At 70.5% G+C, this 25,185-nt stretch carries 20 protein-coding genes; 17 read left to right on the top strand and 3 right to left on the bottom strand.

Features of this window, described 5'->3' with window-relative positions; all coding sequences use genetic code 11:
• Positions 1 to 178 precede the first annotated feature (178 nt).
• Genes gatC through gatB form a run of 4 tightly spaced genes read left to right on the top strand, consistent with a single transcriptional unit; the run spans position 179 to position 3,752 of the window.
• On the top strand, positions 179 to 475 hold the full coding sequence (gatC, locus tag IG08_RS0143955; RefSeq protein WP_007384860.1) for an Asp-tRNA(Asn)/Glu-tRNA(Gln) amidotransferase subunit GatC: 297 nt from the start codon (positions 179 to 181) through the stop codon (positions 473 to 475).
• A gap of 5 nt (positions 476 to 480) precedes the next feature.
• A complete protein-coding gene (gatA, locus tag IG08_RS0143950) occupies positions 481 to 1,983 on the top strand; it encodes an Asp-tRNA(Asn)/Glu-tRNA(Gln) amidotransferase subunit GatA (protein WP_030617119.1) in 1,503 nt (500 codons plus the stop codon).
• The gene (locus IG08_RS0143945; protein WP_030617115.1) at positions 1,980 to 2,222 is read left to right on the top strand and encodes a hypothetical protein; all 243 of its coding nucleotides are present in this window, start codon (positions 1,980 to 1,982) and stop codon (positions 2,220 to 2,222) included. The genes gatA and IG08_RS0143945 overlap by 4 nt, the downstream gene beginning before the upstream one ends.
• A 15-nt stretch (positions 2,223 to 2,237) precedes the next feature.
• The gene (gatB, locus tag IG08_RS0143940) at positions 2,238 to 3,752 is read left to right on the top strand and encodes an Asp-tRNA(Asn)/Glu-tRNA(Gln) amidotransferase subunit GatB (RefSeq protein WP_030617112.1); all 1,515 of its coding nucleotides are present in this window, start codon (positions 2,238 to 2,240) and stop codon (positions 3,750 to 3,752) included.
• Positions 3,753 to 3,808: 56 nt separating this feature from the next.
• Here the strand turns inward: gatB and IG08_RS0143935 are convergent, their stop codons facing one another.
• Positions 3,809 to 4,621, bottom strand: coding sequence for an SAM-dependent methyltransferase (locus IG08_RS0143935; protein WP_030617108.1), 813 nt, complete (start codon positions 4,619 to 4,621; stop codon positions 3,809 to 3,811).
• Positions 4,622 to 4,760: 139 nt separating this feature from the next.
• On the opposite strand from IG08_RS0143935, the gene IG08_RS0143930 reads away from it, so the two are divergent.
• The 7 genes from IG08_RS0143930 to IG08_RS0143900 all read left to right on the top strand — a co-directional run bounded on the left by IG08_RS0143930 (position 4,761) and on the right by IG08_RS0143900 (position 12,516).
• Positions 4,761 to 5,066 carry a hypothetical protein gene (locus IG08_RS0143930; RefSeq protein WP_030617106.1) on the top strand — a complete coding sequence of 102 codons (306 nt, stop codon included), beginning with the start codon at positions 4,761 to 4,763 and terminating at the stop codon, positions 5,064 to 5,066.
• A gap of 203 nt (positions 5,067 to 5,269) precedes the next feature.
• Positions 5,270 to 7,516 (top strand): MMPL family transporter, encoded by a 2,247-nt coding sequence (locus IG08_RS0143925; protein WP_030617103.1) that lies wholly within the window; start codon positions 5,270 to 5,272, stop codon positions 7,514 to 7,516.
• On the top strand, positions 7,494 to 8,069 hold the full coding sequence (locus IG08_RS0143920) for a GNAT family N-acetyltransferase (RefSeq protein WP_030617101.1): 576 nt from the start codon (positions 7,494 to 7,496) through the stop codon (positions 8,067 to 8,069). The genes IG08_RS0143925 and IG08_RS0143920 overlap by 23 nt, the downstream gene beginning before the upstream one ends.
• A 35-nt stretch (positions 8,070 to 8,104) precedes the next feature.
• Positions 8,105 to 8,731, top strand: coding sequence for a hypothetical protein (locus IG08_RS0143915; protein WP_030617098.1), 627 nt, complete (start codon positions 8,105 to 8,107; stop codon positions 8,729 to 8,731).
• Positions 8,732 to 8,927: 196 nt separating this feature from the next.
• Complete coding sequence (locus IG08_RS0143910) at positions 8,928 to 9,116, top strand: hypothetical protein (protein ID WP_030617096.1); 189 nt, start codon at positions 8,928 to 8,930, stop codon at positions 9,114 to 9,116.
• Between the two features lie 122 nt (positions 9,117 to 9,238).
• Complete coding sequence (locus IG08_RS0143905; RefSeq protein WP_043456645.1) at positions 9,239 to 12,280, top strand: helix-turn-helix transcriptional regulator; 3,042 nt, start codon at positions 9,239 to 9,241, stop codon at positions 12,278 to 12,280.
• 35 nt (positions 12,281 to 12,315) lie between these two features.
• Complete coding sequence (locus tag IG08_RS0143900; RefSeq protein WP_030617091.1) at positions 12,316 to 12,516, top strand: DUF6191 domain-containing protein; 201 nt, start codon at positions 12,316 to 12,318, stop codon at positions 12,514 to 12,516.
• Here the strand turns inward: IG08_RS0143900 and IG08_RS0143895 are convergent.
• Together IG08_RS0143895 and IG08_RS0143890 are read right to left on the bottom strand one after the other, a co-directional pair.
• Positions 12,513 to 13,682 (bottom strand): PQQ-dependent sugar dehydrogenase, encoded by a 1,170-nt coding sequence (locus tag IG08_RS0143895; protein WP_234343125.1) that lies wholly within the window; start codon positions 13,680 to 13,682, stop codon positions 12,513 to 12,515. The genes IG08_RS0143900 and IG08_RS0143895 overlap by 4 nt on opposite strands.
• Positions 13,683 to 13,771: 89 nt before the next feature.
• Entirely contained in the window at positions 13,772 to 14,770 is a 999-nt protein-coding gene (locus IG08_RS0143890) for an aldo/keto reductase (protein ID WP_030617085.1), read from the bottom strand.
• 76 nt (positions 14,771 to 14,846) lie between these two features.
• Between IG08_RS0143890 and IG08_RS0143885 the strand changes: the two genes are divergently transcribed.
• From IG08_RS0143885 to serA, 6 genes are all read left to right on the top strand, one after another.
• Positions 14,847 to 15,797 carry a 2-hydroxyacid dehydrogenase gene (locus IG08_RS0143885; protein ID WP_030617080.1) on the top strand — a complete coding sequence of 317 codons (951 nt, stop codon included), beginning with the start codon at positions 14,847 to 14,849 and terminating at the stop codon, positions 15,795 to 15,797.
• Between the two features lie 450 nt (positions 15,798 to 16,247).
• Positions 16,248 to 19,301: a putative bifunctional diguanylate cyclase/phosphodiesterase gene (locus IG08_RS0143880; RefSeq protein ID WP_030617078.1), complete on the top strand. Its 3,054-nt coding sequence runs from the start codon at positions 16,248 to 16,250 to the stop codon at positions 19,299 to 19,301.
• 237 nt (positions 19,302 to 19,538) lie between these two features.
• On the top strand, positions 19,539 to 21,395 hold the full coding sequence (locus tag IG08_RS0143875; RefSeq protein ID WP_030617074.1) for an acetolactate synthase large subunit: 1,857 nt from the start codon (positions 19,539 to 19,541) through the stop codon (positions 21,393 to 21,395).
• 21 nt (positions 21,396 to 21,416) lie between these two features.
• Positions 21,417 to 21,941, top strand: coding sequence for an acetolactate synthase small subunit (gene ilvN, locus IG08_RS0143870; protein WP_030617071.1), 525 nt, complete (start codon positions 21,417 to 21,419; stop codon positions 21,939 to 21,941).
• A 118-nt stretch (positions 21,942 to 22,059) separates the two neighbouring features.
• Positions 22,060 to 23,058 (top strand): ketol-acid reductoisomerase, encoded by a 999-nt coding sequence (gene ilvC / locus IG08_RS0143865; RefSeq protein ID WP_030617067.1) that lies wholly within the window; start codon positions 22,060 to 22,062, stop codon positions 23,056 to 23,058.
• Positions 23,059 to 23,357: 299 nt separating this feature from the next.
• A complete protein-coding gene (serA, locus tag IG08_RS0143860; RefSeq protein WP_030617064.1) occupies positions 23,358 to 24,947 on the top strand; it encodes a phosphoglycerate dehydrogenase in 1,590 nt (529 codons plus the stop codon).
• Positions 24,948 to 25,185 lie beyond the last annotated feature (238 nt).

Genomic DNA, 25,185 nt, shown 5'->3' with positions numbered 1-25,185 from the left:
CAGCCTCGGCCGGCAAAATCCAGCCCCTCCGGCGTTTGAGGAGCGGGGTCTGGGGCGGAGCCCCGGAAGGATGGGACGGGTAGGGGCGGCGGGGGCGAGGAAACCGTTTAACGGGCACCGGCCCCCGCCCCATAGGATTGGCCCCAAACCACACACTCTCACCCCAGAGGATCGCTGCATGCCTGGCATCACGCGCGAGGAGGTCGCCCACCTCGCACGGCTGGCGCGTCTGGAGCTGAAGCCCGAAGAGCTCGAGCACTTCGCGGGACAGCTGGACGACATCATCGGCGCGGTCGCACGCGTCAGTGAGGTCGCCGACCAAGACGTACCGCCGACCTCGCACCCGCTCCCGCTGACGAACGTCATGCGGGCGGACGAGGTCCGTCCGTCGCTCACCCCCGAGCAGGCGCTCTCCGGCGCCCCGGCCCAGGAGCAGCAGCGTTTCAAGGTGCCGCAGATCCTGGGGGAGGACTAACCGCCATGACGGACAACGTCAACATCATCAAGCTCACCGCCGCCGAGACCGCCGCGAAGATCGCCTCCGGCGAGCTCACGGCCGTCGAGGTCACCGAGGCCCACCTGGCCCGTATCGAGGCCGTCGACGAGAAGGTGCACGCCTTCCTGTACGTCGACCGCGAGGGTGCGTTGGCGCAGGCTCGTGCCGTCGACGAGAAGCGGGCCAAGGGCGAGAAGCTCGGTCCCCTCGCCGGCGTCCCGCTCGCGCTCAAGGACATCTTCACCACCGAGGGCATCCCGACGACCGTCGGTTCGAAGATCCTCGAGGGCTGGATCCCGCCGTACGACGCGACCGTCACCAAGCGGCTGAAGGCCGCCGACGTCGTCATCCTCGGCAAGACCAACATGGACGAGTTCGCCATGGGGTCGTCGACGGAGAACAGCGCCTACGGGCCGACCGGCAACCCCTGGGACCTCACCAAGATCCCCGGCGGCTCCGGTGGTGGCTCCTCCGCCGCGCTCGCCTCCTTCCAGGCGCCCCTCGCCATCGGCACCGACACCGGCGGCTCCATCCGCCAGCCGGCCTCCGTCACCGGCACCGTGGGCGTGAAGCCGACGTACGGCGCGGTCTCCCGCTACGGCATGGTCGCCTTCTCCTCCTCCCTCGACCAGGGCGGCCCCTGCGCCCGTACGGTCCTGGACGCGGCCCTCCTCCACGAGGTCATCGCCGGGCACGACCCGCTGGACTCCACCTCGATCGACGCCCCGGTCCCGCCGGTCGTCGAGGCCGCCCGCAACGGCAGCGTCGAGGGCATGCGCGTCGGCGTCGTCAAGCAGTTCCGCGGTGAGGGCTACCAGGCCGGTGTCATCCAGCGCTTCGACGAGTCCGTCGCCCTCCTCAAGGAGCTGGGCGCCGAGATCGTCGAGCTGGACTGCCCGTCCTTCGACCTGGCCCTGTCGGCGTACTACCTGATCGCGCCGTCCGAGTGTTCGTCCAACCTCGCCCGCTTCGACGGCCTGCGCTACGGCCTGCGTACCGGCGACGACGGCACCCACTCGGCCGAGGAGGTCACCTCCCTCACCCGTGAGGCGGGCTTCGGCCCCGAGGTCAAGCGCCGCATCATGCTCGGCACCTACGCCCTGTCGAGCGGGTACTACGACGCCTACTACGGCAGCGCCCAGAAGGTCCGCACGCTCATCACGCGCGACTTCGAGAAGGCCTTCGAGCAGGTCGACGTGATCGTGTCGCCGACCACGCCCACCACCGCCTTCCCGATCGGCGAGCGCGCCGACGACCCGATGGCGATGTACCTCGCGGACCTCTGCACCATCCCGACCAACCTCGCGGGCAACGCGGCCATGTCGCTGCCCTGCGGTCTCGCCCCGGAGGACAACCTCCCGGTCGGTCTGCAGATCATCGCTCCGGCGCTCAAGGACGACCGGCTTTACAAGGTCGGCGCCGCCGTCGAGGCCGCCTTCGTGGAAAAGTGGGGTCACCCGCTGATCGAGGAGGCACCGTCGCTGTGAGCAACGCACTGTCGAAGGCCAAGGGCTTCAAGAAGTCCAAGTCCGGTACGTACGTGTCCATCGCCACCACCGCGTTCGGCGCGCTCGGTGTCGCCAAGCAGATCAAGAAGGCCCGTGCCGAGCAGGACACGCTGCGGCTGATCGACGCCACCGTCTCCGCGGTCGCGATCGTCACCGGCCTCGCCATCCTGTACCGCGAACTGAAGCGGCTGGGCGACGACGACGTCCTGCTGGGCTGAGAGGGAAGTTTCACCGTGACCACCACGACCGACCTGGAGTCGTACGAGGACGCGCTCGCGTCGTACGACCCCGTCATGGGCCTCGAGGTCCATGTCGAACTCGGCACCAAGACGAAGATGTTCTGCGGTTGTTCGACCGAGCTCGGTCAGGACGCCAACACGCAGACCTGCCCCACCTGCCTCGGCATGCCCGGCGCGCTCCCGGTCGTCAACGCGATCGGCATCGAGTCGGCGATCAAGATCGGTCTCGCGCTGAACTGCGAGATCGCCGAGTGGTGCCGCTTCGCCCGGAAGAACTACTTCTATCCGGACATGCCGAAGAACTTCCAGACCTCCCAGTACGACGAGCCGATCGCCTTCAACGGCTACCTCGACGTACAGCTGGAGGACGGCGAGACCTTCCGCGTGGAGATCGAGCGCGCCCACATGGAGGAGGACACCGGCAAGTCCACCCACGTGGGCGGCGCGACGGGCCGTATCCACGGCGCCTCGCACTCGCTCCTCGACTACAACCGCGCCGGCATCCCGCTCATCGAGATCGTCACCAAGCCGATCGAGGGCGCGGGCGAGCGCGCTCCCGAGGTCGCGAAGGCGTACGTCCGTGAGCTGCGCGAGGTCATCAAGGCGCTCGGCGTCTCCGAGGCCCGGATGGAGATGGGCCAGATGCGCTGCGACGTGAACCTGTCGCTGCGCCCGCACGGCCGCGAGAAGTTCGGCACGCGCTCCGAGACGAAGAACGTCAACTCGCTGCGTTCCGTGGAGCGCGCGGCCCGCTTCGAGATCCAGCGGCACGCCGCCGTACTGAACAGCGGCGGCACGATCATCCAGGAGACCCGGCACTTCCACGAGGACACCGGGTCGACGACCTCGGGCCGCGTGAAGGAAGAGGCCGAGGACTACCGGTACTTCCCGGAGCCCGACCTGGTGCCGGTCGCCCCGTCCCGTGAGTGGGTCGAGGAGATCCGCGCCGGTCTGCCGGAGCTGCCGCTGGTCCGCCGCAACCGTCTCCTCGCGGAGTGGGGCATCTCGGCCACCGAGATGCAGGCGATCCTCAATGCCGGTGCGCTGGACCTGATCGTCGCCACGATCGACGCCGGTGCCGACGCCGCCTCCTCCCGTAAGTGGTGGATGGGCGAACTGGCGCGCAGCGCCAACGAGTCGGGCAGGACGCTCGACGAGCTGGCGATCACCCCGGAGCAGGTCGCCCGGGTCACCGAGCTGGTCTCGAAGGGTGACCTGAACGACAAGCTGGCCCGCCAGGTCATCGAGGGCGTTCTCGCGGGCGAAGGCACCCCGGACGAGGTCGTCGACAAGCGCGGTCTGAAGGTCGTCTCCGACGACTCGGCGCTGGGCACGGCCGTCGACGAGGCCATCGCCGGCAACCCGGGCGTCGCGGACAAGATCCGCGGCGGCAAGGTGGCCGCGGCCGGCGCCCTGGTGGGCGCGGTCATGAAGGCGACCCGGGGTCAGGCCGACGCGGCCCGCGTCAAGGAGCTGATCCTGGAGAAGCTGGGCGTCAGCGAGGGCTGAGCACGCGACTCGGGGGCCGCATCGTCGTACCGATGCGGCCCCCGAGTCATGTCACCTCACAGACGGCGACCGACGACCCGTACGAAGCCCAGCGCGCGGCCCTCGTCGACGCGCACCATCTCGCCGACCTCGCGGGCCATCCGCACATGGAACTCGTCCGAGCTCTCCTCGGCGACCACCTCGCACCAGCGCAGCCAGTCCTTCCAGCCGTCCGGCAGCCAGTCGGCCGCCTCGACCTCGACGGCCCCGCTGCGGGTCCAGTGGCGGCGCCACCAGTCGGCGGTGTGGAAGCACCAGAAGTCGGGCTCCCACCACGGCTCGAGATGCTCGGGTGGTTCGGTGCCTTCCGGCTCCTCCCGCAGTGCGGGCACGACCACACCGATCCGCCCGCCCGGCTTCAACAGCCGGGTCAGCGAGGGGAGATACAGGTCGTTCGTGCCGAAGTACTGGTACGCGTCGATGGAGACGATCGCGTCGAAGCTGCCCTCGCCGAACGGCAGGTCGTGCGCCTCGGCGTGCACCGGATGCACCCGTTCGGCGAAACCGGCCTCGGTGATCCGTTGTGCGTTCTCGTCGGGTTTGACCCACAGGTCGGCCGCGGTGACCTGGACGTCGTACTCCCTGGCCAGGAAGACCGAGGTCATCGCCCGGCCGCAGCCAAGGTCGAGCACGCGGGCGCAGGGGCGCAGGGCGTCCAGGCCGAGGGCGGGTGCGAGCCACTCCAGCAGCCACAGCGCGTTCGGGCCCATCTGGTTGTCGATGGTCCAGCGGGCGTCGTAGCGGTTGCTGCGCGGGTAGCGGGCGTGGGTCAGCCGCTGGGTGAGGTCCTCATTCGAGGGCCCCGTCATCGGCGGGGTGATGTCTGGCATCGGTGAACGGGCTCCTTGAGTCCTGAGAGGCGGAGAGGGATACGGAGGAGCTCGGTCGGACGCTCAAACAACACACCTGCTTCGGCCGGGGGCGGACGGGCCCGGGGATTCTCAGCGGAACACGCTACGCTCGCCCGCCATGAACGGACATGGAATTTCCGAGCCATCCGACATACAGGAGGAGGGCGCGGACGAGATACGGGAGGCACGGCGGGCCCGCCGGACCGCGGTCTCGGCCGGCACCGTGCTCGCCGCCGTGGGGCTCGCCGCCTCGGGGCTCCGGCTGGCCAGTCCGGAACCCGTGCTCGTGCCCGCCGCCTACGCGTTCGGTGCCATGGTCTGCGCGCTGGCGACGGTCCTGGGCTCCCGCGGCCGCACCCGCAGGGCGCTGTGGCTGCTGATCGTCGGTGTGATGGTGATGGCGCTGGGCGACCAGTTCGACTGACGTGACAGAGTGACCGTTACTGTCCTGTGATCTGTCTCCCACTCCCGTGATTAAACCCACGAACGCGATAAACGATCACATTCGCCTGCAAGAGTGGTCCTCACCTTGCTCATGCGTTCTTTGCGGGCCGTTCACCTCATGAAGTGACATGAACGACTGTTCCCGGTCAAAGATCCACAATTCACCCCCCTGGGAGCACGTTCGTGGCAGCCCTCGCACGCTGGTGTGTCCGACGACGACTCGTCGTCGTCCTCCTGTGGCTCCTCGCCCTCGGTGGAGTGAGCACGGCCGCCATCGTCACCGGCTCCGCCTACTCGAACGACTACGAGGTCCCCGGCACCGAGTCCGGCCGCGCCACCCAGCTCCTGCAGGACGGCTTCCCGGACCTCGGCGGCGACAGCGACACCGTTGTCTGGCACACCACGTCGGGGTCGGTCCGCGCCGCCGATGTGCAACAGACGATGAGCGCCGCCCTCGACGAGATCGAGGGCCTGCCCGGCGTCGCCGCCGTGATCAGCCCGTACGACGACCAGGGCGCGAGCCGGATCAGCGCCGACGGACACACCGCGTACGCCACGGTCACCTTCGCCGACTCCGCCGAGGACATCGACAAGTCCCAGGCGCAGGCCGTCGTCGACGCGGCCAAGGACGCCGAGGCCGACGGGCTCCAGGTGGAGCTGGGCGGCAGCGCCGTCGCGCTCACCGAGTCCTCCGGCGGGCACCTCGCCGAGGTCGTCGGCGTGGTCGTCGCGGCGGTCGTGCTGTTCCTCGCCTTCGGCTCGCTCGCCGCCTCGCTGCTGCCCATCGCCACCGCGCTGGTGAGCGTCGGCACGGCGTACGCCGGGATCGTGCTGCTCGGCCACGCGATGACCGTCGCCGACTTCGCGCCCATGCTCGGCATGCTGATCGGGCTGGGCGTCGGCATCGACTACGCGCTGTTCATCGTCACCAGACACCGCCGTGGGCTGAAACGCGGGCTGTCCGTCACCGAGGCGGTCACGAACGCCGTCGCCACGACCGGACGTGCCGTGGTCTTCGCGGGTGCCACGGTGTGCATAGCGCTGCTGGGGATGCTGATCCTCAGGCTCAGCTTCCTGAACGGCGTCGCGATCGCCGCCTCACTGACCGTCGTCCTGACCGTCGCGGCCTCGATCACCCTGCTGCCCGCCCTGCTCTCCTTCATCGGCATGCGCGCCCTGAGCCGGCGTGAACGGCGGCGCCTCGCGGAACACGGCCCGCAGCCCGAACTGCCGACCGGATTCGCCCACCGTTGGTCGGCGTTCGTGGAGCGCCACCCCAAGCTGCTCGGCGTGATCGCCCTCGTCGTCATGGCGGTCCTCGCGCTGCCCACGCTCTCCCTCCACCTGGGCACCTCCGACCAGGGCAACAACCCGAGCTCCTCGACCACCCGCCAGGCCTACGACCTCCTCGCGGACGGCTTCGGGGCGGGAGTCAACGGCCCCCTGACGCTGGTGACGCGTATCGACGGCGCCGAGGACAAGCTCGCCCTCGACAACCTCGACGCCACGCTCCGCGCCACCGAGGGCGTCGCGTCGGTGACCCCGGTGACGTACAGCTCCGCCGACGACACGGCGTACCTCACCGTCGTCCCCGAGTCGTCCCCGCAGTCCGAGAGGACCAGCGACCTCGTCGACCGGCTGCGCACCGAGGTGCTGCCGCGCGCCGAGACCGGCACCTCGCTCGACCTGCACGTCGGCGGGGTGACGGCGTCCTACGACGACTTCGCGGACGTCATCGTCGGCAAGCTGCCCCTGTTCGTCGGCGTCGTGATCGGCCTGGGCTGTCTGCTGCTCCTGCTCGCGTTCCGGTCCGTCGGCATCCCGCTGAAGGCCGCCGTGATGAACGTCGCCGCCGTCGCCGCCGCCTTCGGCATCGTCGTGGCGGTCTTCCAGTGGGGCTGGGGGAGCGAGCTGCTGGGCCTCGGCCGTGCGGGTCCGATCGAGCCCTTCCTCCCGGTCATCATGGTGTCGGTGCTGTTCGGCCTGTCCATGGACTACCAGGTCTTTCTGGTCAGCCGGATGTACGAGGAATGGCTGGAAACCGGCGACAACCGGCGTGCCGTCCGCGTCGGCCTCGCCGAGACCAGCCGGGTGATCAACTCCGCCGCGGTCATCATGATCTCCGTCTTCCTCGCCTTCGTCCTCAGCGGCGACCGCGTCATCGCCATGTTCGGCATCGCGCTCGCCGCCGCCGTCGCCCTCGACGCCTTCGTGCTCCGTACGCTGCTGGTGCCGGCCCTCATGCACCTGCTCGGCGGCGCCAACTGGTGGCTGCCGCGCTGGCTGGACCGCCGCATGCCGCGCATCAGCATCGAGCCGCCGGAATGCCGTGCCGCCCATGAAAGGCTGGCCGCTGCGACGGACGCCGAGGTGGCGGACGTACTGGCGAAGGGGCGGGAAGAAGAGGATGTACGCGATACCTCTGGGTGACGACGGAGCGGAACTGCGGCCGCTGGAGCCGTGGCATGCCGAGGAGTTCCTCGCGCACATGGACCGGGGGAGGGAGTTCGTCGCGCAGTTCATCGCCTTCGGTTCGAAGGAGACGGACGTGGACTCCGCGAGGGCCCTGCTTCAGCGGTACGCCGACATGCGCGCCGCCGACACCGGATCCCTGCACGGCCTGTGGCTGGAGGGGAAGCTGGTGGGCGGGGTGCTGTTCCTGAACTTCAACGCGGAGACGGGCAACTGCGAGGTCGGCTGCTGGCTGGAACCCGCCGGTACCGGGCGCGGACTCATCACCCGCGCGATGAAGATTCTCATCGACTTCGCCGTCGAACAACGCGGAATCCACCGGATTGAGTGGGTAGCCGCCGCAGGGAACCAGCCGAGCCTGAACGTCGCCCGGCGGCTGGGAATGACCCGCGACGGCGTGCGCCGCGAGGCCCACCCCTATCGTGGCGTACGGCACGACCTGGAGGTGTGGTCGATCCTCGCCCCCGAATGGCGTGCAGCACGCGCGCGTGCCGCTCACAACGATCATTAAGAGACCTCTCAGACAGGATCCGTACGGTGCCGGACATGGGAACCAAGACAGCTGACGAGACCGGTGCCGAGGCTGGCGCCGAGGCCACGACCGACGAGAAGAAGGTGGACGTCACCAAGACCGACGAGGTGACGGAGACTGAGGCCACCGAGGGCGACGCCACGGCGGCCGACGTCGAGGACACGGACACCGAGGACGCCGACGACACCGAGCTCCTCGCGGCCGCCGCCGAGGTCCTCGCCAAGGAGGAGGCCGAGGGCTCCGCCGGCGTCGGAATGGGCGCGGGCGCCGTCGTCTCCGCCGCGCTCGGTCTCGTGTCGCTCACCGGTGGCTGGATCGGCACCCTGGCCGCCGAGCGCCAGGCGCTGGTCGGCCAGCTGAACGCACAGACCTCGCAGTCCTCCAGCGTGGCCAAGCTGGTCCAGGAGGGCTACGGCGACGCCTGGAACGCCACCGCGATGTGGGGCGGGATCTTCGCCCTCGTCGCGCTGCTCGTCGGCGTCTTCGTCCTGGCCCGGCCCGCCTTCGGGACGCCCGGCAAGGCGCAGGCCGGATGGATCAAGTCGGTCGCCTGGGGCGGTGTCGCGCTCGGCGTCATCGGTCTGCTCCTGGCCGTCCTCAAGTACACCGATGTCCTGGTCGGACTGCCCTCCACCAGCTGAATCGCCGCAGGTCCCGAGGGGTCTTAGGGCATCCGTAAGTACCTTACGGAGCCTCTGAGGCCCCTCAGGCGCGTCTAAGGCCCCGTAGGCCGCCGAAGATGCGGAACTCTCCCGATGTGGCGGACCCGCCTTGGAGACGAAGGTTGAGGCATCGCAGGAAGCGAAGCCAGAAACCGCCTCTCACAAGGGACACGCCATGTATTACGAGTACGAGATCTCCCAGCTCCGTTCCGCCGAACTGATGCGCCAGGCCGAGCACGAGCGCCTGGCCCGCGAGGTCGTCCGCGGCCGCCGCGCCGCCCGCCGTGAGGCAGCACGCCGTGCCGCCGAGGGCGAGGTGCATACCGGTGGCCCTCGTCGGCACCGGTTCCTCCGTACGGCGTGAGCGCCGGGGGGAGGGAGGACGGCCGCACGGCACTGCCCGTGCCCGCGGCCGTCCTCTCCCCGCGTCTCCCCACAAGCGGGCCCGCCCCGAAAACCGGTGCCGCGCTGTCGGACCCGCGTGCGATGCTCGGGCCCGTGGAGACCAGGTCCGTCAGTCCGGTGTTCGTCGGTCGCGCCGACGAACTGCACACACTGAACGACGCGCTCGCCCGTGCCGCCGCGGGCGAGCCGCAGGCGTTGCTGCTGGGCGGTGAGGCCGGCGTCGGCAAGACCCGCCTCGTCGAGGAGTTCGCCACCGCGGCCTGCCGCGGTGGTGCCGTCGTCGCGCTCGGCGGCTGCGTCGAGATCGGCGCCGACGGCCTGCCCTTCGCCCCCTTCTCCACCGCGCTGCGCGCCCTGCGCCGCGAACTGCCGGACGACCTGGCCGCCGCAGCCGCCGGTCAGGAGGAGGAACTCGCCCGGCTCCTGCCCGAACTGGGCGAGGCCACCTCCGGCCGCCACGACGAGGGCAGCATGGCCCGCCTCTTCGAGCTCACCGCCCGCGTGCTGGAGCGCGTGGCCGCCGACCGCACGGTCGTCGTCGCCCTGGAGGACCTGCACTGGGCCGACGCCTCCACCCGCCACCTGCTGTCCTACCTGTTCCGCACCCTGCGCACCGGCCGCCTCCTCGTCCTCGCCACCTACCGCGCCGACGACATCCACCGCCGCCACCCGCTGCGCCCCCTGCTCGCCGAACTCGACCGGCTGCGCACGGTCCGCCGGATCGAACTCGGCCGTTTCAACCGCGCCGAGGTCGGCCGCCAGATCGCCGGCATCCTCGCTCACGAACCCGACCCGGCCCAGGTCGACGACATCTTCGAACGCTCCGACGGCAACGCCTTCTTCGTCGAGGAACTCGCCGTCTGCGCCACCGAGGGCTGCGGCACCGGCCTCACCGACTCCCTCCGCGACCTGCTCCTGGTCCGCGTCGAAGGCCTGCCCGAGAGCGCCCAGCGGGTCGCCCGGATCGTCGCCGAGGGCGGCTCCACGGTGGAGTACCGGCTGATCGCCGCAGTCGCGGGGCTTGCCGAGGACGACCTCATCGAGGCCCTCAGGGCGGCCGTGAACGCCAACATCCTGCTCGCCGCCCCCGACGGCGACGGCTACCGCTTCCGCCACTCCCTGGTCCGCGAGGCCGTCGGCGACGACCTGCTGCCCGGCGAGCGCTCCCGCCTCAACCGCCGCTACGCCGAAGCCCTGGAGGCCGACCCGACCCTCGTCCCCGCCGACGCCCGCGTCATGCGACTGGCCAGCTACTGGTACCACGCCCACGACGCCGCCAAGGCCCTGCCCGCCGTCCTGGACGCCTCCGTCACCGCCCGCCGCCGACACGCCTACTCCGAACAACTCCGGCTCCTGGAACGGGCGATGGAGCTGTGGGACTCGGCCCCCGAGGACGTACGGGCCGGGTTGCGCCCCGTCGACTACACCGAGGTCTACCCGCCCTGCGGCTGCGACCCGGCCACCACCCCGCTCCGCTACCTGGACCTGATGGCCGAGGCGGCGGTCGCGGGCCGGCTGTGCGGGGAGCGGGAACGCGCTCTGAAGATCACGAAGCGGGCGCTGCACCTCCTGGAGGAGGAGCGGGACCCGCAGCGCAGCGCCTGGTTCTGGGTCCAGCGCTCCCGGCTGGTGCAGGCACAGGCCCGCGGCGATGGCTGGGCCGAACTGGCCACCGCCGAGGAACTCGTCCGCGGCCTGCCGCCCTCGGAGGTGCACGCCGAGGTGCTGTCCCACGTCGCCAGCTGGACCATGGTGCATGTCCCCGGTCCCGACGCGTTCTCCGCCGCCGAGCGCGCCGTGGAGTACGCGCGCATGGTCGGCGCCCGCGAGATCGAGATGAACGCACGTCTCACCCTCGCGGGCCTCACGGTCGAGACCGGCGGCATCGAGGCGGGCCTCGACGAGATGTTCGAGGTCAAGCGTCAGACCGTCGCGCAGGGCCTGACCGCTGTCGCGGGCCGTGCCTATGTGAATCTGCCGAACGCCCTCGAATCGGTCGGCCGCTCCCGGGAAGCCGTGCCGCTCCTGGAGGAGGGGATCGCCTACACCCGGAAGTTCGGTCAGCTGGCCAGCGAGGCCTGGATCTGGGGCAACCTCTCCGAATCCTTCTACTCGCTGGGCCGCTGGGACCAGGCCGCCGAGGCCGGGACCAAGGCGGAACGCGCCGACCACAGCACCAAGCCCCGCGGCTTCCACGCCAGCCTCCGCGCCGAACTCGCCCTCGCGAGAGGGGACCTGGCCGAAGCGGGCCGTCAACTGGCTGCGGCGCGCGGGCATTTCGGCACCCACGACATCCCTCAGCATGAGCTGCCGCTCGTCGACATCGGCATCGGCCTGGCCGCGGCCGAGGGCCGCCTCCTCGACGCCCGGGCCGACCTCGAACGCGTCCTGGACACCGGCTTCGCACCCGGCACCCACCGCTACGCCTGGCCCCTCCTGCTCACCGCCGCCACCATGGAGGCCAACGCACTCGGCCTGCCCGTCGCCGAACCCGGCCGCCGGAAGATCCTCGAACGTATCCGCACCGCTGCCAAGTCGCTCGCCACCCATGTGCCCGTCTGGCAGGCGTACGAGCGCTGGGTGCGCGCGGAGCTGCTCCGCGCCGAGGGCCGCGGCACCCCCGACGACTGGTCGGAGGTGACCGTCGCCTTCGAGTCCCTGGAGCGTCCCTACGACCTCGCCCGCGTCCGCCACCGCCTGGCCGAGTCCCTGCTCTCGGCCGGCGGCGAGGACGAACGGGACCGCGCCACCGAACTCCTCCGCCTCGCCCACGCCGTCGCCGACCACCTCGGCGCCCGCCCCCTCGCCGACGCCGTCACGCTCCTCGCCCAGCGCGCCCGCCTCACCCTGACGGCGGCCCCGGCCCCCGCGTCCGCCCAGACCGACCCGGCCCGCACCCTCGGCCTCACGGGCCGCGAACGCGACGTCCTGCGTCTGGTCGCCCTCGGTCGCAGCAACCGCCAGATAGCCGAGGAACTCTTCATCTCCCCGAAGACGGCCAGCGTCCACGTCTCGAACATCCTGGGCAAGCTCGGCGTCTCGGGCCGGGGCGAGGCGGCGGCCGTCTCCCACCGGCTGGGGCTGTTCCCGGCCGAGGTTCTCCAGGTGCCGCCCACGGGGTGAGGCGTACGGTGTAAGAGACCGGCAGGGGAGGCTCTGTGTTCAACATGTTCGAGGAACTGTTCGCACCCGGCCGTAAGCACACCCAGGACGAGCAGAACCGGCTGGAGCTGACCCGCGAGGACGTCGGCGACGGCGACCCCGGACGCGGCCCGATAGACCTCACCTCCGGGAAGGTCGTCGTACGGCGGCCGAATCCGGATGAGCCGGATGAGCCGGCCGAGGGGCGCTCGGGCTAGCTCACCTGTATCTCCAGGATCCGGTCGTCCCCCTCCTTCGGGCTGCCTCGCCCGTCCGTGTTGCTGGTCACCAGCCACAGCTTGTCGCCGCCCGCCGACACCACCGTGCGCAGCCGGCCGTAGTCGCCCTCCAGGAAGGCCTGCGGGTCGGCCGAGGCCGCCGTGCCCTTCAGGGGGATGCGCCACAGCCGCTGTCCCTTCAGGCCCGCCATCCAGAGGGAACCCTCGGCGTAGGCGATGCCGCTGGGGGAGGCGTCGTCCGTGCCCCACTGGGCGATCGGGTTGTGGTACTGCGCGTCGTCGGACTTGCCCTCGGCCTCCGGCCAGCCGTAGTTGTCGCCCGGCTTGATCGCGTTCAGCTCGTCCCAGGTGTCCTGGCCGAACTCCGAGGCGAACAGACGCTGCTTGTCGTCCCAGGCGAGACCCTGCACATTGCGGTGGCCGTAGGAGTACACGGGGGAGTCCGGGAACGGGTTGCCCGGGGCCGGCTCGCCCTCCGGGGTCATGCGCAGGATCTTGCCGCCCAGCGACTTGGTGTCCTGGGACAGGCCCGTGTCACCGCTCTCGCCCGTGCCCGCGTACAGCATCTTGTCCGGGCCGAAGGCGATCCGGCCGCCGTTGTGGATATAGCCCTTGGGGATGCCCCTGAAGATCGTGTCGGGAGCGCCCAGCTGCTCGCCGGAGGGCTTCTTCTCGTCGTACAGCATGCGGACGATGCGGTTGTCCGAGGCCGAGGTGAAGTAGGCGTAGACCATGTGGTCCGAGGCGAAGTCAGGGGAGAGGGCGAGGCCCATGAGGCCGCCCTCGCCCGCCGGGGACACCCCCGGCACCTCGCCCAGCTCGGTCTTTTTGCCCGTCTGCTCGTCGACCCGGGTGATCGTGGCGTCGTCCCGGGAGGAGACGAGCAGGCCGCTGCCGGGCAGGGGGGCCAGGCCCCAGGGGGTGTTCAGGCCGGTGGTGACCGTGCGGAGCACCTTCACCGAGCCCTTCGCGGGGGGTGTCTCCTCGGCGGCCTGCTCGGTGGGGGACGACTTCGACGACGTACTACTCGGTGACGTGCTGTTGTCGCCGCCGGGGAAGTCTCCTCCATCACCGTCGGAGGAGCAGCCGGCCGCCAGCAGGAGTGTGGTCGCGGCCAACACGGCCGTCACTGCACGACGTTGCACGATGAAGTCCCTTCGACGCGGCGGGTTCTACTGTTCATACACCGCTCGCGCCCCACGGGTTCCCGATCTCCGGTACCCGATGCGGCCCGTCACTCCCACGATCCCTGTGCCGGGGGCAGTTCCGCCACCTCGGCCAGATCCTCGGCCGTGAGCGGCAGCGCGGCCGCCGCAGCGTTGTCCGTCACCCAGCGCTCCCGCTTGGCACCCGGCACCGGGATCACGTGCCGCCCCTGGGCCAGGACCCACGCCAGCGCCACCTGGGCCGGGGTGACGTCCTCGCCGTGGCGTCGGGCGATCCGGCGCAGGCCGACCACGATCGGCTGGTTCGCGGCCATCATCTCGGCGGTGAAGCGGGGGTGGCGGGCGCGGACGTCGTCCGGTTCGAAGCCCTCGCCGGGGGTCAGGGTGCCGGTCAGGAAGCCGTTGCCGAGGGGCATCCCCGCCAGGAAGCCGATGCCGCGCGCGTCGCACCAGGGCAGCAGCGTCTCCAGCGCCTCCGGCGACCACACCGACAGTTCCGCCTCCACCGCGCTCACGGGGAAGACCTGCTGCACCCGCTGCAGCTGCCGTATCGTCGCGTCGTGCAGCCGCGCCCCGGACCGGCGGCCGCCCCGCGCCCCCATCGCGCACAGCCCCAACGCCCGTACCTTTCCGGCCTGGACGAGCTCCGCCATCGCGCCCCAGGTCTCCTCGACCGGAACCTCGGGATCCTCGCGGTGCAGCTGGTAGAGGTCGATCACGTCCGTCTGCAGCCGCCTGAGCGACGCGTCGCACGCCCGCTTCACATATCCGGGGCGCCCGTTGGCCACGATGTGCTGCTCGCCGACCAGCAGGCCGACCTTGGTCGACACGAACGCGTCCTCGCGCCGCTCCTTCAACGCCCGCCCCACCAGCAGCTCATTGGTGAACGGGCCGTACATGTCGGCCGTGTCGAGCAGCGTCGAGCCCAGGTCGAGCGCCCGGTGCACGGCCCTGAGCGACTCGTCGCCCCGCTGCCGGGACCCGCTGTAGGCCCAGCTCATCGGCATGCACCCGAGTCCGACGGCCCCCACCTCGAGCGCCGCCGCCCCGATCGTCCTGCGCTCCACCTGCTGCTGACCCCTCCCTCTCCGGTCCCCCAACCTAACGTCTGCGGTTCCCATGACCTGACATAGCCTCCAGACCATGACTGCTGACGTGTGGCTCCCCATTCCGCCGGAAGACATCGAAGGGCTCCCCGAGGGCCCGAACTACCTCTTCTGGAACGGCGGTGAGGACTTCCCCGCGGACCCGGCCGACTGCGCCTACTACGTCGTCCCCTACATGAAGCCCCTCGAGGTCGGCCTGCGGCCGCTGCCCCTCCTGAGTTCCGTGGAGGTCGTGCAGACTCTGTCCGCCGGCGTCGACAACCTGCTGCCGGGCCTCAAGGACCTGCGTCCGGGCGTGCGGTTGTGCAATGCGCGCGGGGTGCACGAGGCGAGCACCGCCGAGCTCACGCTCACGCTGATCCTCGCCTCACTGCGCGGCGTCCCCGACTTCGTGCGGGCGCAGGACCGGGGGGAGTGGCTCGGCGGGTTCCACCCCGCGCTCGCCGACAAGAACGTCCTCATCGTCGGCTACGGCTCGATCGGATCCGCGATCGAGGACCGGCTCGTTCCGTTCGAGGTCGCGCGGGTGGCGCGCGTCGCGCGCTCCGAGCGCACCACGGCGCGCGGCCCGGTGCACCCGCTCACCGAACTGCCCGCGCTGCTCCCCGAGGCCGACGTCGTCATCCTCTCCACGCCCCTCACCGAGACCACGCGCCACCTGGCCGACGCCGACTTCCTGGCCCGTATGAAGGACGGCGCGCTCCTCGTGAACGTCGCCCGCGGCCCCGTCGTCGACACCAAGGCGCTGCTCGCCGAACTGGAGACCGGCCGCATCACCGCGGCCCTCGACGTCACCGACCCCGAACCGCTGCCCCAGGGACACCCGTTGTGGCAGGCACCTGGCGTACTCGTCAGCCCGCACGTCGGCGGACCCACGTCCGCCTTCCTGCCCCGCGCCAAGCGACTGCTGGTGGACCAGTTGACCCGTTTCGTGAACCAGGAGCCCCTGCGCAACGTGATCCTTACGACAGGCACAACCGGCGCATAGGCCCTGCCACTGGGACGGTCGGGCACCGTCGGGCGCGGGCGCGCAACAGGCGCGTAATCCGTTTCCGGTACCCTCCGCAACCTTCCGGACGCGGTCCGTGCTCACATCACCGCTGGTCGTCACGGAGCGTAGAGGAACTATGTCCCTGAGTGACGAGACTGGTGTATCGTCCCGACAGGGGCTGCGCCGCGCACCGTTCGGCGCCGGGGATGGACATTTCAGACTGTGAGGGGGGCGACGGGCGATGCACGGCCTATGGGCGAACGATCCGACGCGGCGGGGCCGCCGGCGGCGACCCTGGCACGCCGCCGCGCGCAGACGCGGCCACCATGCCGGTCACGGCGGCCACCACAGCCCTCACCACCGCAGGCACAGCAGCCGCAGGAGGCATGCGCACCCGGCGCACCCGGACCCCCGGGACCCCGGAGCGGCGCGGACCGGGAGGACCCGGTGAGTTCGCCCCCGCCTTCCGCGACCACCCTCGACGGAGCGCTGCGGGCACAGCGTTCACCGGGGGCGCTGCTGCCCCGTCCGCCGGGCTCCGCTGTCGGGTCGAGCCTGGTCCACCAACTCGTCCTCGCCCTGGTGTGCGCGGGATACGCCGTCGGTTCCGCGCTCGGCTGGGGCTCGCCAGAAGTCGCGCTGATCATGGGTGACTTCGGGCTGAGCGCGGCGGCCGGCACCGCCGCCGTGTCCTGCTTCCTCTACGCCCGCAGCCGTCGTGTCCGCTTTCGACCCGCCTGGCTGCTCTTCGCGCTCTCCTCGGCGATGGCGGCCCTCGGCAACCTCGTCTGGGGGTGGTACGAAGTCGTCCTGGGACGGCCCGTGCCCAGCCCCAGCTATGCCGACCTGTTCTTCCTGTGCTTCGCGCCGCCCGCGATCGTCGGCCTGCTGGTGCTCGCCAAGCGACCGGTGACCAAGGCGGGTTGGGTCTGTCTCGCCCTGGACGCGTGGCTGATCGGCGGCTCGCTCCTCACGCTCTCGTGGAGCCTCGCCCTCGCCCAGGCGGCGAAGTCCGAGGGACCGAGCGTGGCGCACACCGCGCTGTCCCTGGCGTACCCGCTGCTGGACATCGCCCTGGTCAGCATGGTGCTCGCGCTGCACTTCAGGCGCTCGGCGGTCAACCGCACCGCGGTGAACACCGCGATCGGCGCACTCGCCCTGACCGTCATGTGCGACGCCCTGTTCACCTCACCGCTGCTGCACAACAACTACCGTTCCGGCCAACTGCTGGACGCGGGCTGGTTCGCCGGCTCCCTGCTCCTCGCGTACGCCCCCTGGGCCACCCCCCGGCACGCGCACACGGAGGGCGGCAGCCGCACCCCCGACCGGCAGCTCGCCGCCCGGCAGCCGGCCGCCAGGCGGTCCACCGACCGGCCGGGCGCGGCCGGGCACACGCGCGTGGTGCACGAACACCTGCCGGGACAGCGCACCGGCCCGCACCACCACGCGCCCCCGCAGGCGGGCGAGCCCACCCGGCATCCCGCCACCCGTCCCATCACCGGGTCGCTGGCCGCCCTCACGCCCTACCTCGCGGCCGCCGTCTGCACGTTGAGCATTCTCTACAACGTCCTCAACGGCCGCAGTGTGGACCGCGTGGTGCTCCTCACCGGTGGCACGGTCGTGCTCGCCCTCGTGGTGCGCCAGGGCATCATGCTGCTCGACAACATCACCCTCACCCAGGAACTGGCGCAGAAGGAGAACCACTTCCGCTCCCTGGTGCAGGGCTCCAGCGACGTCATCATGATCGCCGCACCCAACGGCATCCTCCGGTACGTCTCCCCGGCCGCCGCCGGGGTCTACGGCCGCTCCGCCGAGGAGCTCGTGGGGACGGAACTGGCCGGCCTCATCCACCCGGAGGACCTGGGCTGCGTGGTGCACGAGGTGCGCCGCTTCCTCGCCGCCAGCCCGCTCGAGGAACCCACCACGCGCATCGAGTGCCGGTTCCGGTCCGGCGACGGCGGCTGGCTCAACGTCGAGTCCACCGTCAACCGCCACCACGGCGGCCTCATCTTCAACAGCCGGGACGTGACCGAGAGGGTGCGCCTGCAGGCGCAGCTCCAGCACAACGCCGAGCACGACCCGCTGACCGACCTGCCCAACCGCGCCCTGTTCACCAAGCGCGTCCAGCAGGCCCTGTCCGGCCGCCGCTCCTCCGACCGCGGCACGGCCGTCCTCTTCATCGACCTGGACGGCTTCAAGGCCGTCAACGACACGATCGGGCACCAGGCCGGGGACGAACTGCTCGTCCAGGCCGCCCGCAGACTGCAGGACGCGGTCCGGCACGGGGACACCGCCTCACGGCTGGGCGGGGACGAGTTCGCCGCACTGATCGTCGGGGACGGCACCCGTGACCGCAGCGCCCGTGAGCGCCACATCCTGGAGCTCGCCGACCGCCTCAGGATCACGCTCTCGCAGCCGTACCTCATCGACGGCAACGATGTCCGGGTCGCCGCCTCCATCGGCGTCGCCTTCGCCGAGCCGGGCCTCGGCGCGGGCGAGCTGCTGCGCAACGCCGACCTCGCCATGTACCGCGCCAAGGCGGGCGGCAAGGGCCGCGTCGAGCTGTACGCACCCCAGATGCAGCAGGACGTCGTCCGCAAGGCCGAACTGGCCACGCGCCTGCGGGCCGCACTGCACGACGGCGAGTTCAACCTGCTGCACCAGCCCGTCGTCTGTCTGGAGGACGGCCGGATCACCTCGGTCACCGCCCAGGCGCGCTGGCGCTCCTCACAGGGGGTGCTGTTCACCCCCGCGGAGTTCCTGCGGGTGGCCGAGGACAACGACAAGACGCAGGAGCTGGGCCGCTGGATCCTCGAGGAGGCCGTGGAGAAGGCCGCCGAGCGGGCCGCGAGCGGGCTGTCCGTGCCCGTGGCGGTCCGGATGAGCGCCCGGCGGCTGCTGGACCGTTCGCTGCCCCTCGGCTCCGTCGAGGCACTGCTGACCCGGCACGGGCTGCCCTCCGGGGCGCTGGTCATCGAGCTGTCCGACACCGACCCGAGGGTCTCCCTGGACGAGCTGGAGCGCCGGCTGACCGCGATCCGGCGCGTCGGGGTCCGGATCGCCCTGGACGGCTTCGGCAGCGGCTACGCGGCGATCACCGCGCTGCGCAGGCTCCCCGTCGACGTGCTGAGACTCGACCGCAGTCTGGTCGAGGGCGTCGTCGAGTCCGCCCGGCTGCACAAGATCACCAGCGGGCTGCTGCGCATCGCCGGCGACCTCGGGCTGCAGTCCGTGGCCGACGGCGTGGACCTCCCGGAACAGGTCATCGCCCTGCGCGCGATGGGCTGCACCCATGGGCAGGGAATGGCCTTCTCCGGACCACTGGACGAGTACCGGCTGCGCCGGGCGCTGGGATCCGGCCACTATCCGGTTCCGCATGGACCGGCCGAGCCCGCGTTCGCGGGAGGCGGTGCGGGGGTGTACACCAGTGGTGTGCCCGCTGTTTTCGGAGGCGGAAGTGCCCATCGCTCACATAATGAGACTCCCGTCCCACCCGCTTGACAGTGCATGTGTGCCGGGGGGAGGGTCAGTCCCATGCGCACCCGAATTCTCGTACTTGGAAAGCGCGTCGGCTGAAGCTGGTGACGTCCGGTCGGACCCGGAACTCCCAGCCACCCACTCCGGCGCGCTCCCCTCGCTTGCCTCACGGCACGAGGGGTTTTTTGTTGCACAGGCACCTGTCGTACAAAAGCCGTACACCGCACGAACTTCGCAAAAACCCTCAGCATCGAGAAGAGACTGACGATGACCGAGCAGGCCACCGGGGCCCATCACCCGCAGCCGCGGCCCCGATCCGGAGGACACCAGTCCGCCCCCGAGCACGTCACGGGTGCGCAGTCCCTCATCCGCTCTCTCGAGGAGGTCGGCGCCGAGACGGTATTCGGCATTCCCGGCGGTGCGATCCTTCCGGCGTACGACCCGCTGATGGACTCCACCCGGGTGCGTCACGTCCTGGTCCGCCATGAGCAGGGCGCCGGTCACGCGGCCACCGGTTACGCGCAGGCCACCGGCAAGGTCGGCGTCTGCATGGCGACCTCCGGCCCCGGCGCGACCAACCTGGTCACCCCGATCGCGGACGCCCACATGGACTCGGTGCCGCTCGTGGCGATCACCGGGCAGGTGGCCTCCAAGGCGATCGGCACGGACGCCTTCCAGGAGGCGGACATCGTCGGCATCACGATGCCGATCACCAAGCACAACTTCCTGGTCACCAAGGCCGAGGACATCCCGCGGGTGATCGCGCAGGCGTTCCACATCGCCTCCACCGGCCGCCCGGGCCCGGTCCTGGTCGACATCGCCAAGGACGCGATGCAGGCGCAGACCACCTTCTCGTGGCCGCCCACCATGGACCTGCCCGGCTACCGCCCGGTGACCAAGCCGCACGCCAAGCAGATCCGCGAGGCCGCCAAGCTGATCACCTCCGCCAAGCGGCCCGTCCTCTACGTCGGCGGCGGTGTCATCAAGGCACACGCCACCGCCGAGCTCAAGGTTCTCGCCGAGCTCACCGGAGCGCCCGTCACCACCACCCTGATGGCGCTCGGCGCATTCCCCGACAGCCACCCGCTGCACGTGGGAATGCCGGGCATGCACGGTGCGGTCACCGCCGTCACCGCGCTGCAGAAGGCCGACCTGATCGTCGCCCTCGGAGCCCGCTTCGACGACCGCGTCACCGGCAAGCTGGACAGCTTCGCCCCGTACGCCAAGATCGTCCACGCCGACATCGACCCGGCGGAGATCGGCAAGAACCGCGCTGCCGACGTGCCGATCGTCGGGGACGCCCGCGAGGTCCTCGCGGACCTGGTGCAGGCCGTGCAGAAGGAGCACAGCGAGGGGAACCAGGGCGACTACAGCGCCTGGTGGAAGGACCTCAACCGCTGGCGCGAGACGTACCCGCTGGGCTACGACCAGCCCGACAACGGCTCGCTCTCCCCGCAGCAGGTCATCGAGCGCATCGGCCAACTCGCGCCGGAGGGCACGATCTTCGCGGCGGGCGTCGGTCAGCACCAGATGTGGGCCGCGCACTACGTCCAGTACGAGAAGCCGGCGACCTGGCTGAACTCGGGTGGCGCGGGCACGATGGGCTACGCGGTCCCGGCCGCGATGGGCGCCAAGGCCGGTCAGCCGGACCGGACGGTCTGGGCGATCGACGGCGACGGCTGCTTCCAGATGACCAATCAGGAGCTCACCACCTGCTCCCTGAACAACATCCCGATCAAGGTCGCCATCATCAACAACGGCGCCCTCGGGATGGTCCGCCAGTGGCAGACCCTCTTCTACAACCAGCGGTACTCCAACACCGTGCTGCACTCCGGCCCGGAGGCCACCGGCAAGGAGCCGAGCGCCGGCACCCGCGTCCCCGACTTCGTGAAGCTGTCGGAGGCCATGGGCTGCTACGCCATCCGCTGTGAGTCCCCGGACGACCTCGACAAGGTCATCGAGGAGGCGAACTCGATCAACGACCGCCCGGTCGTGATCGACTTCATCGTCCACGAGGACGCGATGGTGTGGCCGATGGTCGCCGCCGGCACCTCCAACGACGAGATCATGGCCGCCCGGGACGTCCGCCCCGACTTCGGCGACAACGAAGACGACTGAGCGAGAGAGACGTAAAAGATCATGTCCAAGCACACGCTCTCCGTCCTGGTGGAGAACAAGCCGGGCATCCTGGCCCGGATCGCCGCCCTCTTCTCCCGCCGCGGCTTCAACATCGACTCGCTCGCCGTCGGCGTCACCGAGCACCCCGACATCTCCCGCATCACGATCGTGGTGAGTGTCGACGCGCTGCCGCTGGAGCAGGTCACCAAGCAGCTCAACAAGCTCGTCGAGGTGCTGAAGATCGTCGAGCTGGAGCCGGCGAGCGCCGTTCAGCGTGAACTCGTTCTGGTGAAGGTGCGCGCCGACAACGAGACGCGCTCGCAGATCATCGAGATCGTCCAGCTGTTCCGCGCCAAGACCGTGGACGTCTCCCCGGAGGCCGTCACCATCGAGGCCACCGGCGGCAGCGACAAGCTGGAGGCCATGCTCAAGATGCTGGAGCCCTTCGGCATCAAGGAGCTCGTCCAGTCCGGCACGATCGCGATCGGCCGCGGCGCCCGCTCGATCACGGACCGCTCGCTGCGCGCCCTCGACCGGTCCGCATAACGACGGATTCGGGCGGCCGGGTGACACCGGCCGCCCGTATACCGAGACCCCGAAACTTCTTCTCAGCCCGCCGTCATACGGTGGGACGCAACACCTGCACACAAGGAGAGAACCCAAAGTGGCCGAGCTGTTCTACGACGCCGACGCCGACCTGTCCATCATCCAGGGCCGCAAGGTCGCGGTCATCGGTTACGGCAGCCAGGGCCACGCCCACGCGCTGTCGCTCCGTGACTCGGGTGTCGACGTCCGCGTCGGTCTGCACGAGGGCTCCAAGTCCAAGGCGAAGGCCGAGGAGCAGGGCCTGCGCGTGGTCACCCCCGCCGAGGCGGCCGCCGAGGCCGACGTCATCATGATCCTCGTGCCGGACCCGCTCCAGGCCCAGGTCTACGAGGAGTCCATCAAGGACAACCTCAAGGACGGCGACGCGCTGTTCTTCGGCCACGGCCTGAACATCCGCTTCGACTTCATCAAGCCCCCGGCCGGCATCGACGTCTGCATGGTCGCCCCCAAGGGCCCGGGCCACCTGGTCCGTCGCCAGTACGAGGAGGGCCGCGGCGTTCCGTGTATCGCGGCCGTCGAGCAGGACGCGACCGGCAACGCCTTCGCGCTGGCCCTGTCGTACGCCAAGGGCATCGGTGGCACCCGCGCGGGCGTCATCAAGACGACCTTCACCGAGGAGACCGAGACCGACCTGTTCGGTGAGCAGGCCGTTCTCTGCGGTGGTACGGCCGCGCTGGTCAAGGCCGGTTTCGAGACGCTGACCGAGGCCGGCTACCAGCCGGAGATCGCGTACTTCGAGTGCCTCCACGAGCTGAAGCTGATCGTCGACCTCATGTACGAGGGCGGCCTGGAGAAGATGCGCTGGAGCGTCTCCGAGACCGCCGAGTGGGGCGACTACATCACCGGCCCGCGGATCATCACGGACGCCACCAAGGCCGAGATGAAGAAGGTCCTCGCCGAGATCCAGGACGGCACCTTCGCCCGTGAGTGGATGGCCGAGTACCACGGCGGTCTGAAGAAGTACAACGAGTACAAGACCCAGGACGAGCAGAGCCTCCTGGAGACCACCGGCAAGGAGCTGCGCAAGCTCATGTCGTGGGTGAACGACGACGAGTGACCCCGTCGGTCGGGCCGTGATGCCGGTGTTGACCGGTGTCACGGCCCGGCCGTCTGGCCGGGGCGACGCCGCGGGGCGCCGCCCCGGCCCCCGCTCCTCGAATGCCGGAGGCGCTCGACACCGCACGTGCGGGTGATCCTTCCGCGCAGGCGCAAGCACGCCCCCGCCGCGCCACTACACTGCCGTACTACATACGCGTCAGGCCCACAGCGTCGTGCGTCTTCCACGCGGCTAGCACCCTCCACCGCATGCGGCCGTCGGGACGGCCGTCCGCACGCATTGGACTTGTGAGGACTCACGTGAGCTCGAAACCTGTCGTACTCATCGCTGAAGAGCTGTCGCCCGCGACTGTCGACGCGCTTGGCCCGGACTTCGAGATCCGGCACTGCAACGGCGCCGACCGGGCCGAGCTGCTGCCCGCCATCGCCGACGTGGACGCGATCCTGATCCGCTCGGCCACCAAGGTCGACGCCGAGGCGATCGCCGCCGCGAAGAAGCTGAAGGTCGTCGCACGAGCCGGCGTCGGCCTGGACAACGTCGACGTCTCCGCCGCCACCAAGGCCGGCGTGATGGTCGTCAACGCCCCCACCTCCAACATCGTCACCGCCGCCGAGCTGGCCTGCGGTCTGCTGCTGGCCACCGCGCGATACATCCCGCAGGCCAACACCGCCCTGAAGAACGGCGAGTGGAAGCGCAGCAAGTACACGGGTGTCGAGCTCGCGGAGAAGACCCTCGGTGTCGTGGGCCTCGGCCGCATCGGCGCGCTCGTCGCCCAGCGCATGTCCGCGTTCGGCATGAAGGTCGTCGCCTACGACCCCTACGTGCAGCCCGCGCGGGCCGCGCAGATGGGCGTCAAGGTGCTGTCCCTCGACGAGCTGCTCGAGGTCGCCGACTTCATCACCGTGCACCTGCCGAAGACCCCCGAGACCCTCGGTCTCATCGGCGACGAGGCGCTGCACAAGGTCAAGCCGTCGGTGCGGATCGTCAACGCCGCGCGCGGCGGGATCGTCGACGAGGCAGCGCTGTTCTCCGCGCTCAAGGAGGGCCGCGTCGCCGGTGCCGGCCTCGACGTGTACGCGAAGGAGCCCTGCACGGACTCGCCGCTCTTCGAGCTCGACCAGGTCGTCTGCACCCCGCACCTCGGCGCGTCGACCGACGAGGCCCAGGAGAAGGCCGGCATCGCCGTCGCCCGCTCCGTCCGCCTCGCGCTCGCCGGTGAGCTGGTCCCGGACGCGGTGAACGTCCAGGGCGGCGTCATCGCCGAGGACGTCAAGCCGGGCCTGCCCCTCGCGGAGCGCCTCGGCCGTATCTTCACGGCGCTCGCCGGTGAGGTCGCGGTCCGCCTCGACGTCGAGGTCTACGGCGAGATCACCCAGCACGACGTGAAGGTGCTGGAGCTGTCCGCTCTGAAGGGCGTGTTCGAGGACGTCGTCGACGAGACGGTGTCCTATGTCAACGCCCCGCTGTTCGCCCAGGAGCGCGGCGTAGAGGTACGGCTGACCACCAGCTCGGAGTCCGCCGACCACCGCAACGTCGTCACCGTGCGCGGCACGCTCAGCAACGGCGAGGAGGTGTCGGTCTCCGGCACGCTGGCCGGTCCGAAGCACCTGCAGAAGATCGTCGCGGTCGGCGAGTACGACGTCGACCTCGCGCTGGCCGACCACATGGTCGTCCTCAAGTACGAGGACCGTCCGGGTGTCGTCGGCACGGTCGGCCGCGTCTTCGGCGAGGCCGGTATCAACATCGCCGGTATGCAGGTGTCGCGTGCGGTCGCCGGCGGCGAGGCCCTCGCCGTGCTGACCGTGGACGACACGGTGCCGGCGGGTGTGCTGACCGAGGTCGCGGAGGAGATCGGCGCGACGTCGGCTCGCGCGGTGAACCTGGTCTGAGGTTGCGGTCCCTGGGGGCTGCTGCCGCCCCCAGACCCCCGCTTCGGCCCTGAAGGGGCCTCGTCCTCAAACGCCGGACGGGCTGGAATTGCCTGGTCCGGCGTGTGGAGGCGAAGCCCCCGGCGGGTGGGTGGGGGTTCGGGACGGCGGTTCTCGTTCTCTAGCGCCGGACCTGCTGGAATTGCCTGGTCCGGCGTCTGGAGGCGAGCCCCCGGCGGGTTGGTGGGGATTCGGGACC

It is taken from the genome of Streptomyces fulvoviolaceus (assembly GCF_000718165.1).
Classification (GTDB): domain Bacteria; phylum Actinomycetota; class Actinomycetes; order Streptomycetales; family Streptomycetaceae; genus Streptomyces; species Streptomyces fulvoviolaceus.
The sequence above is the reverse complement of the archived record's forward strand: the minus strand, read 5'-3'. Positions and strand labels throughout refer to the sequence as shown.

Coding starts and splice junctions, on each gene's coding strand:
- gatC (WP_007384860.1), top strand. CDS start 179: ATGCCTGGCATCACGCGCGAGGAGGTCGCCCACCTCGCACGGCTGGCG.
- gatA (WP_030617119.1), top strand. CDS start 481: ATGACGGACAACGTCAACATCATCAAGCTCACCGCCGCCGAGACCGCC.
- IG08_RS0143920 (WP_030617101.1), top strand. CDS start 7,494: ATGTACGCGATACCTCTGGGTGACGACGGAGCGGAACTGCGGCCGCTG.
- IG08_RS0143915 (WP_030617098.1), top strand. CDS start 8,105: ATGGGAACCAAGACAGCTGACGAGACCGGTGCCGAGGCTGGCGCCGAG.
- IG08_RS0143905 (WP_043456645.1), top strand. CDS start 9,239: ATGCTCGGGCCCGTGGAGACCAGGTCCGTCAGTCCGGTGTTCGTCGGT.
- IG08_RS0143885 (WP_030617080.1), top strand. CDS start 14,847: ATGACTGCTGACGTGTGGCTCCCCATTCCGCCGGAAGACATCGAAGGG.
- IG08_RS0143930 (WP_030617106.1), top strand. CDS start 4,761: ATGAACGGACATGGAATTTCCGAGCCATCCGACATACAGGAGGAGGGC.
- IG08_RS0143910 (WP_030617096.1), top strand. CDS start 8,928: ATGTATTACGAGTACGAGATCTCCCAGCTCCGTTCCGCCGAACTGATG.
- ilvN (WP_030617071.1), top strand. CDS start 21,417: ATGTCCAAGCACACGCTCTCCGTCCTGGTGGAGAACAAGCCGGGCATC.
- IG08_RS0143935 (WP_030617108.1), bottom strand. CDS start 4,621: ATGCCAGACATCACCCCGCCGATGACGGGGCCCTCGAATGAGGACCTC.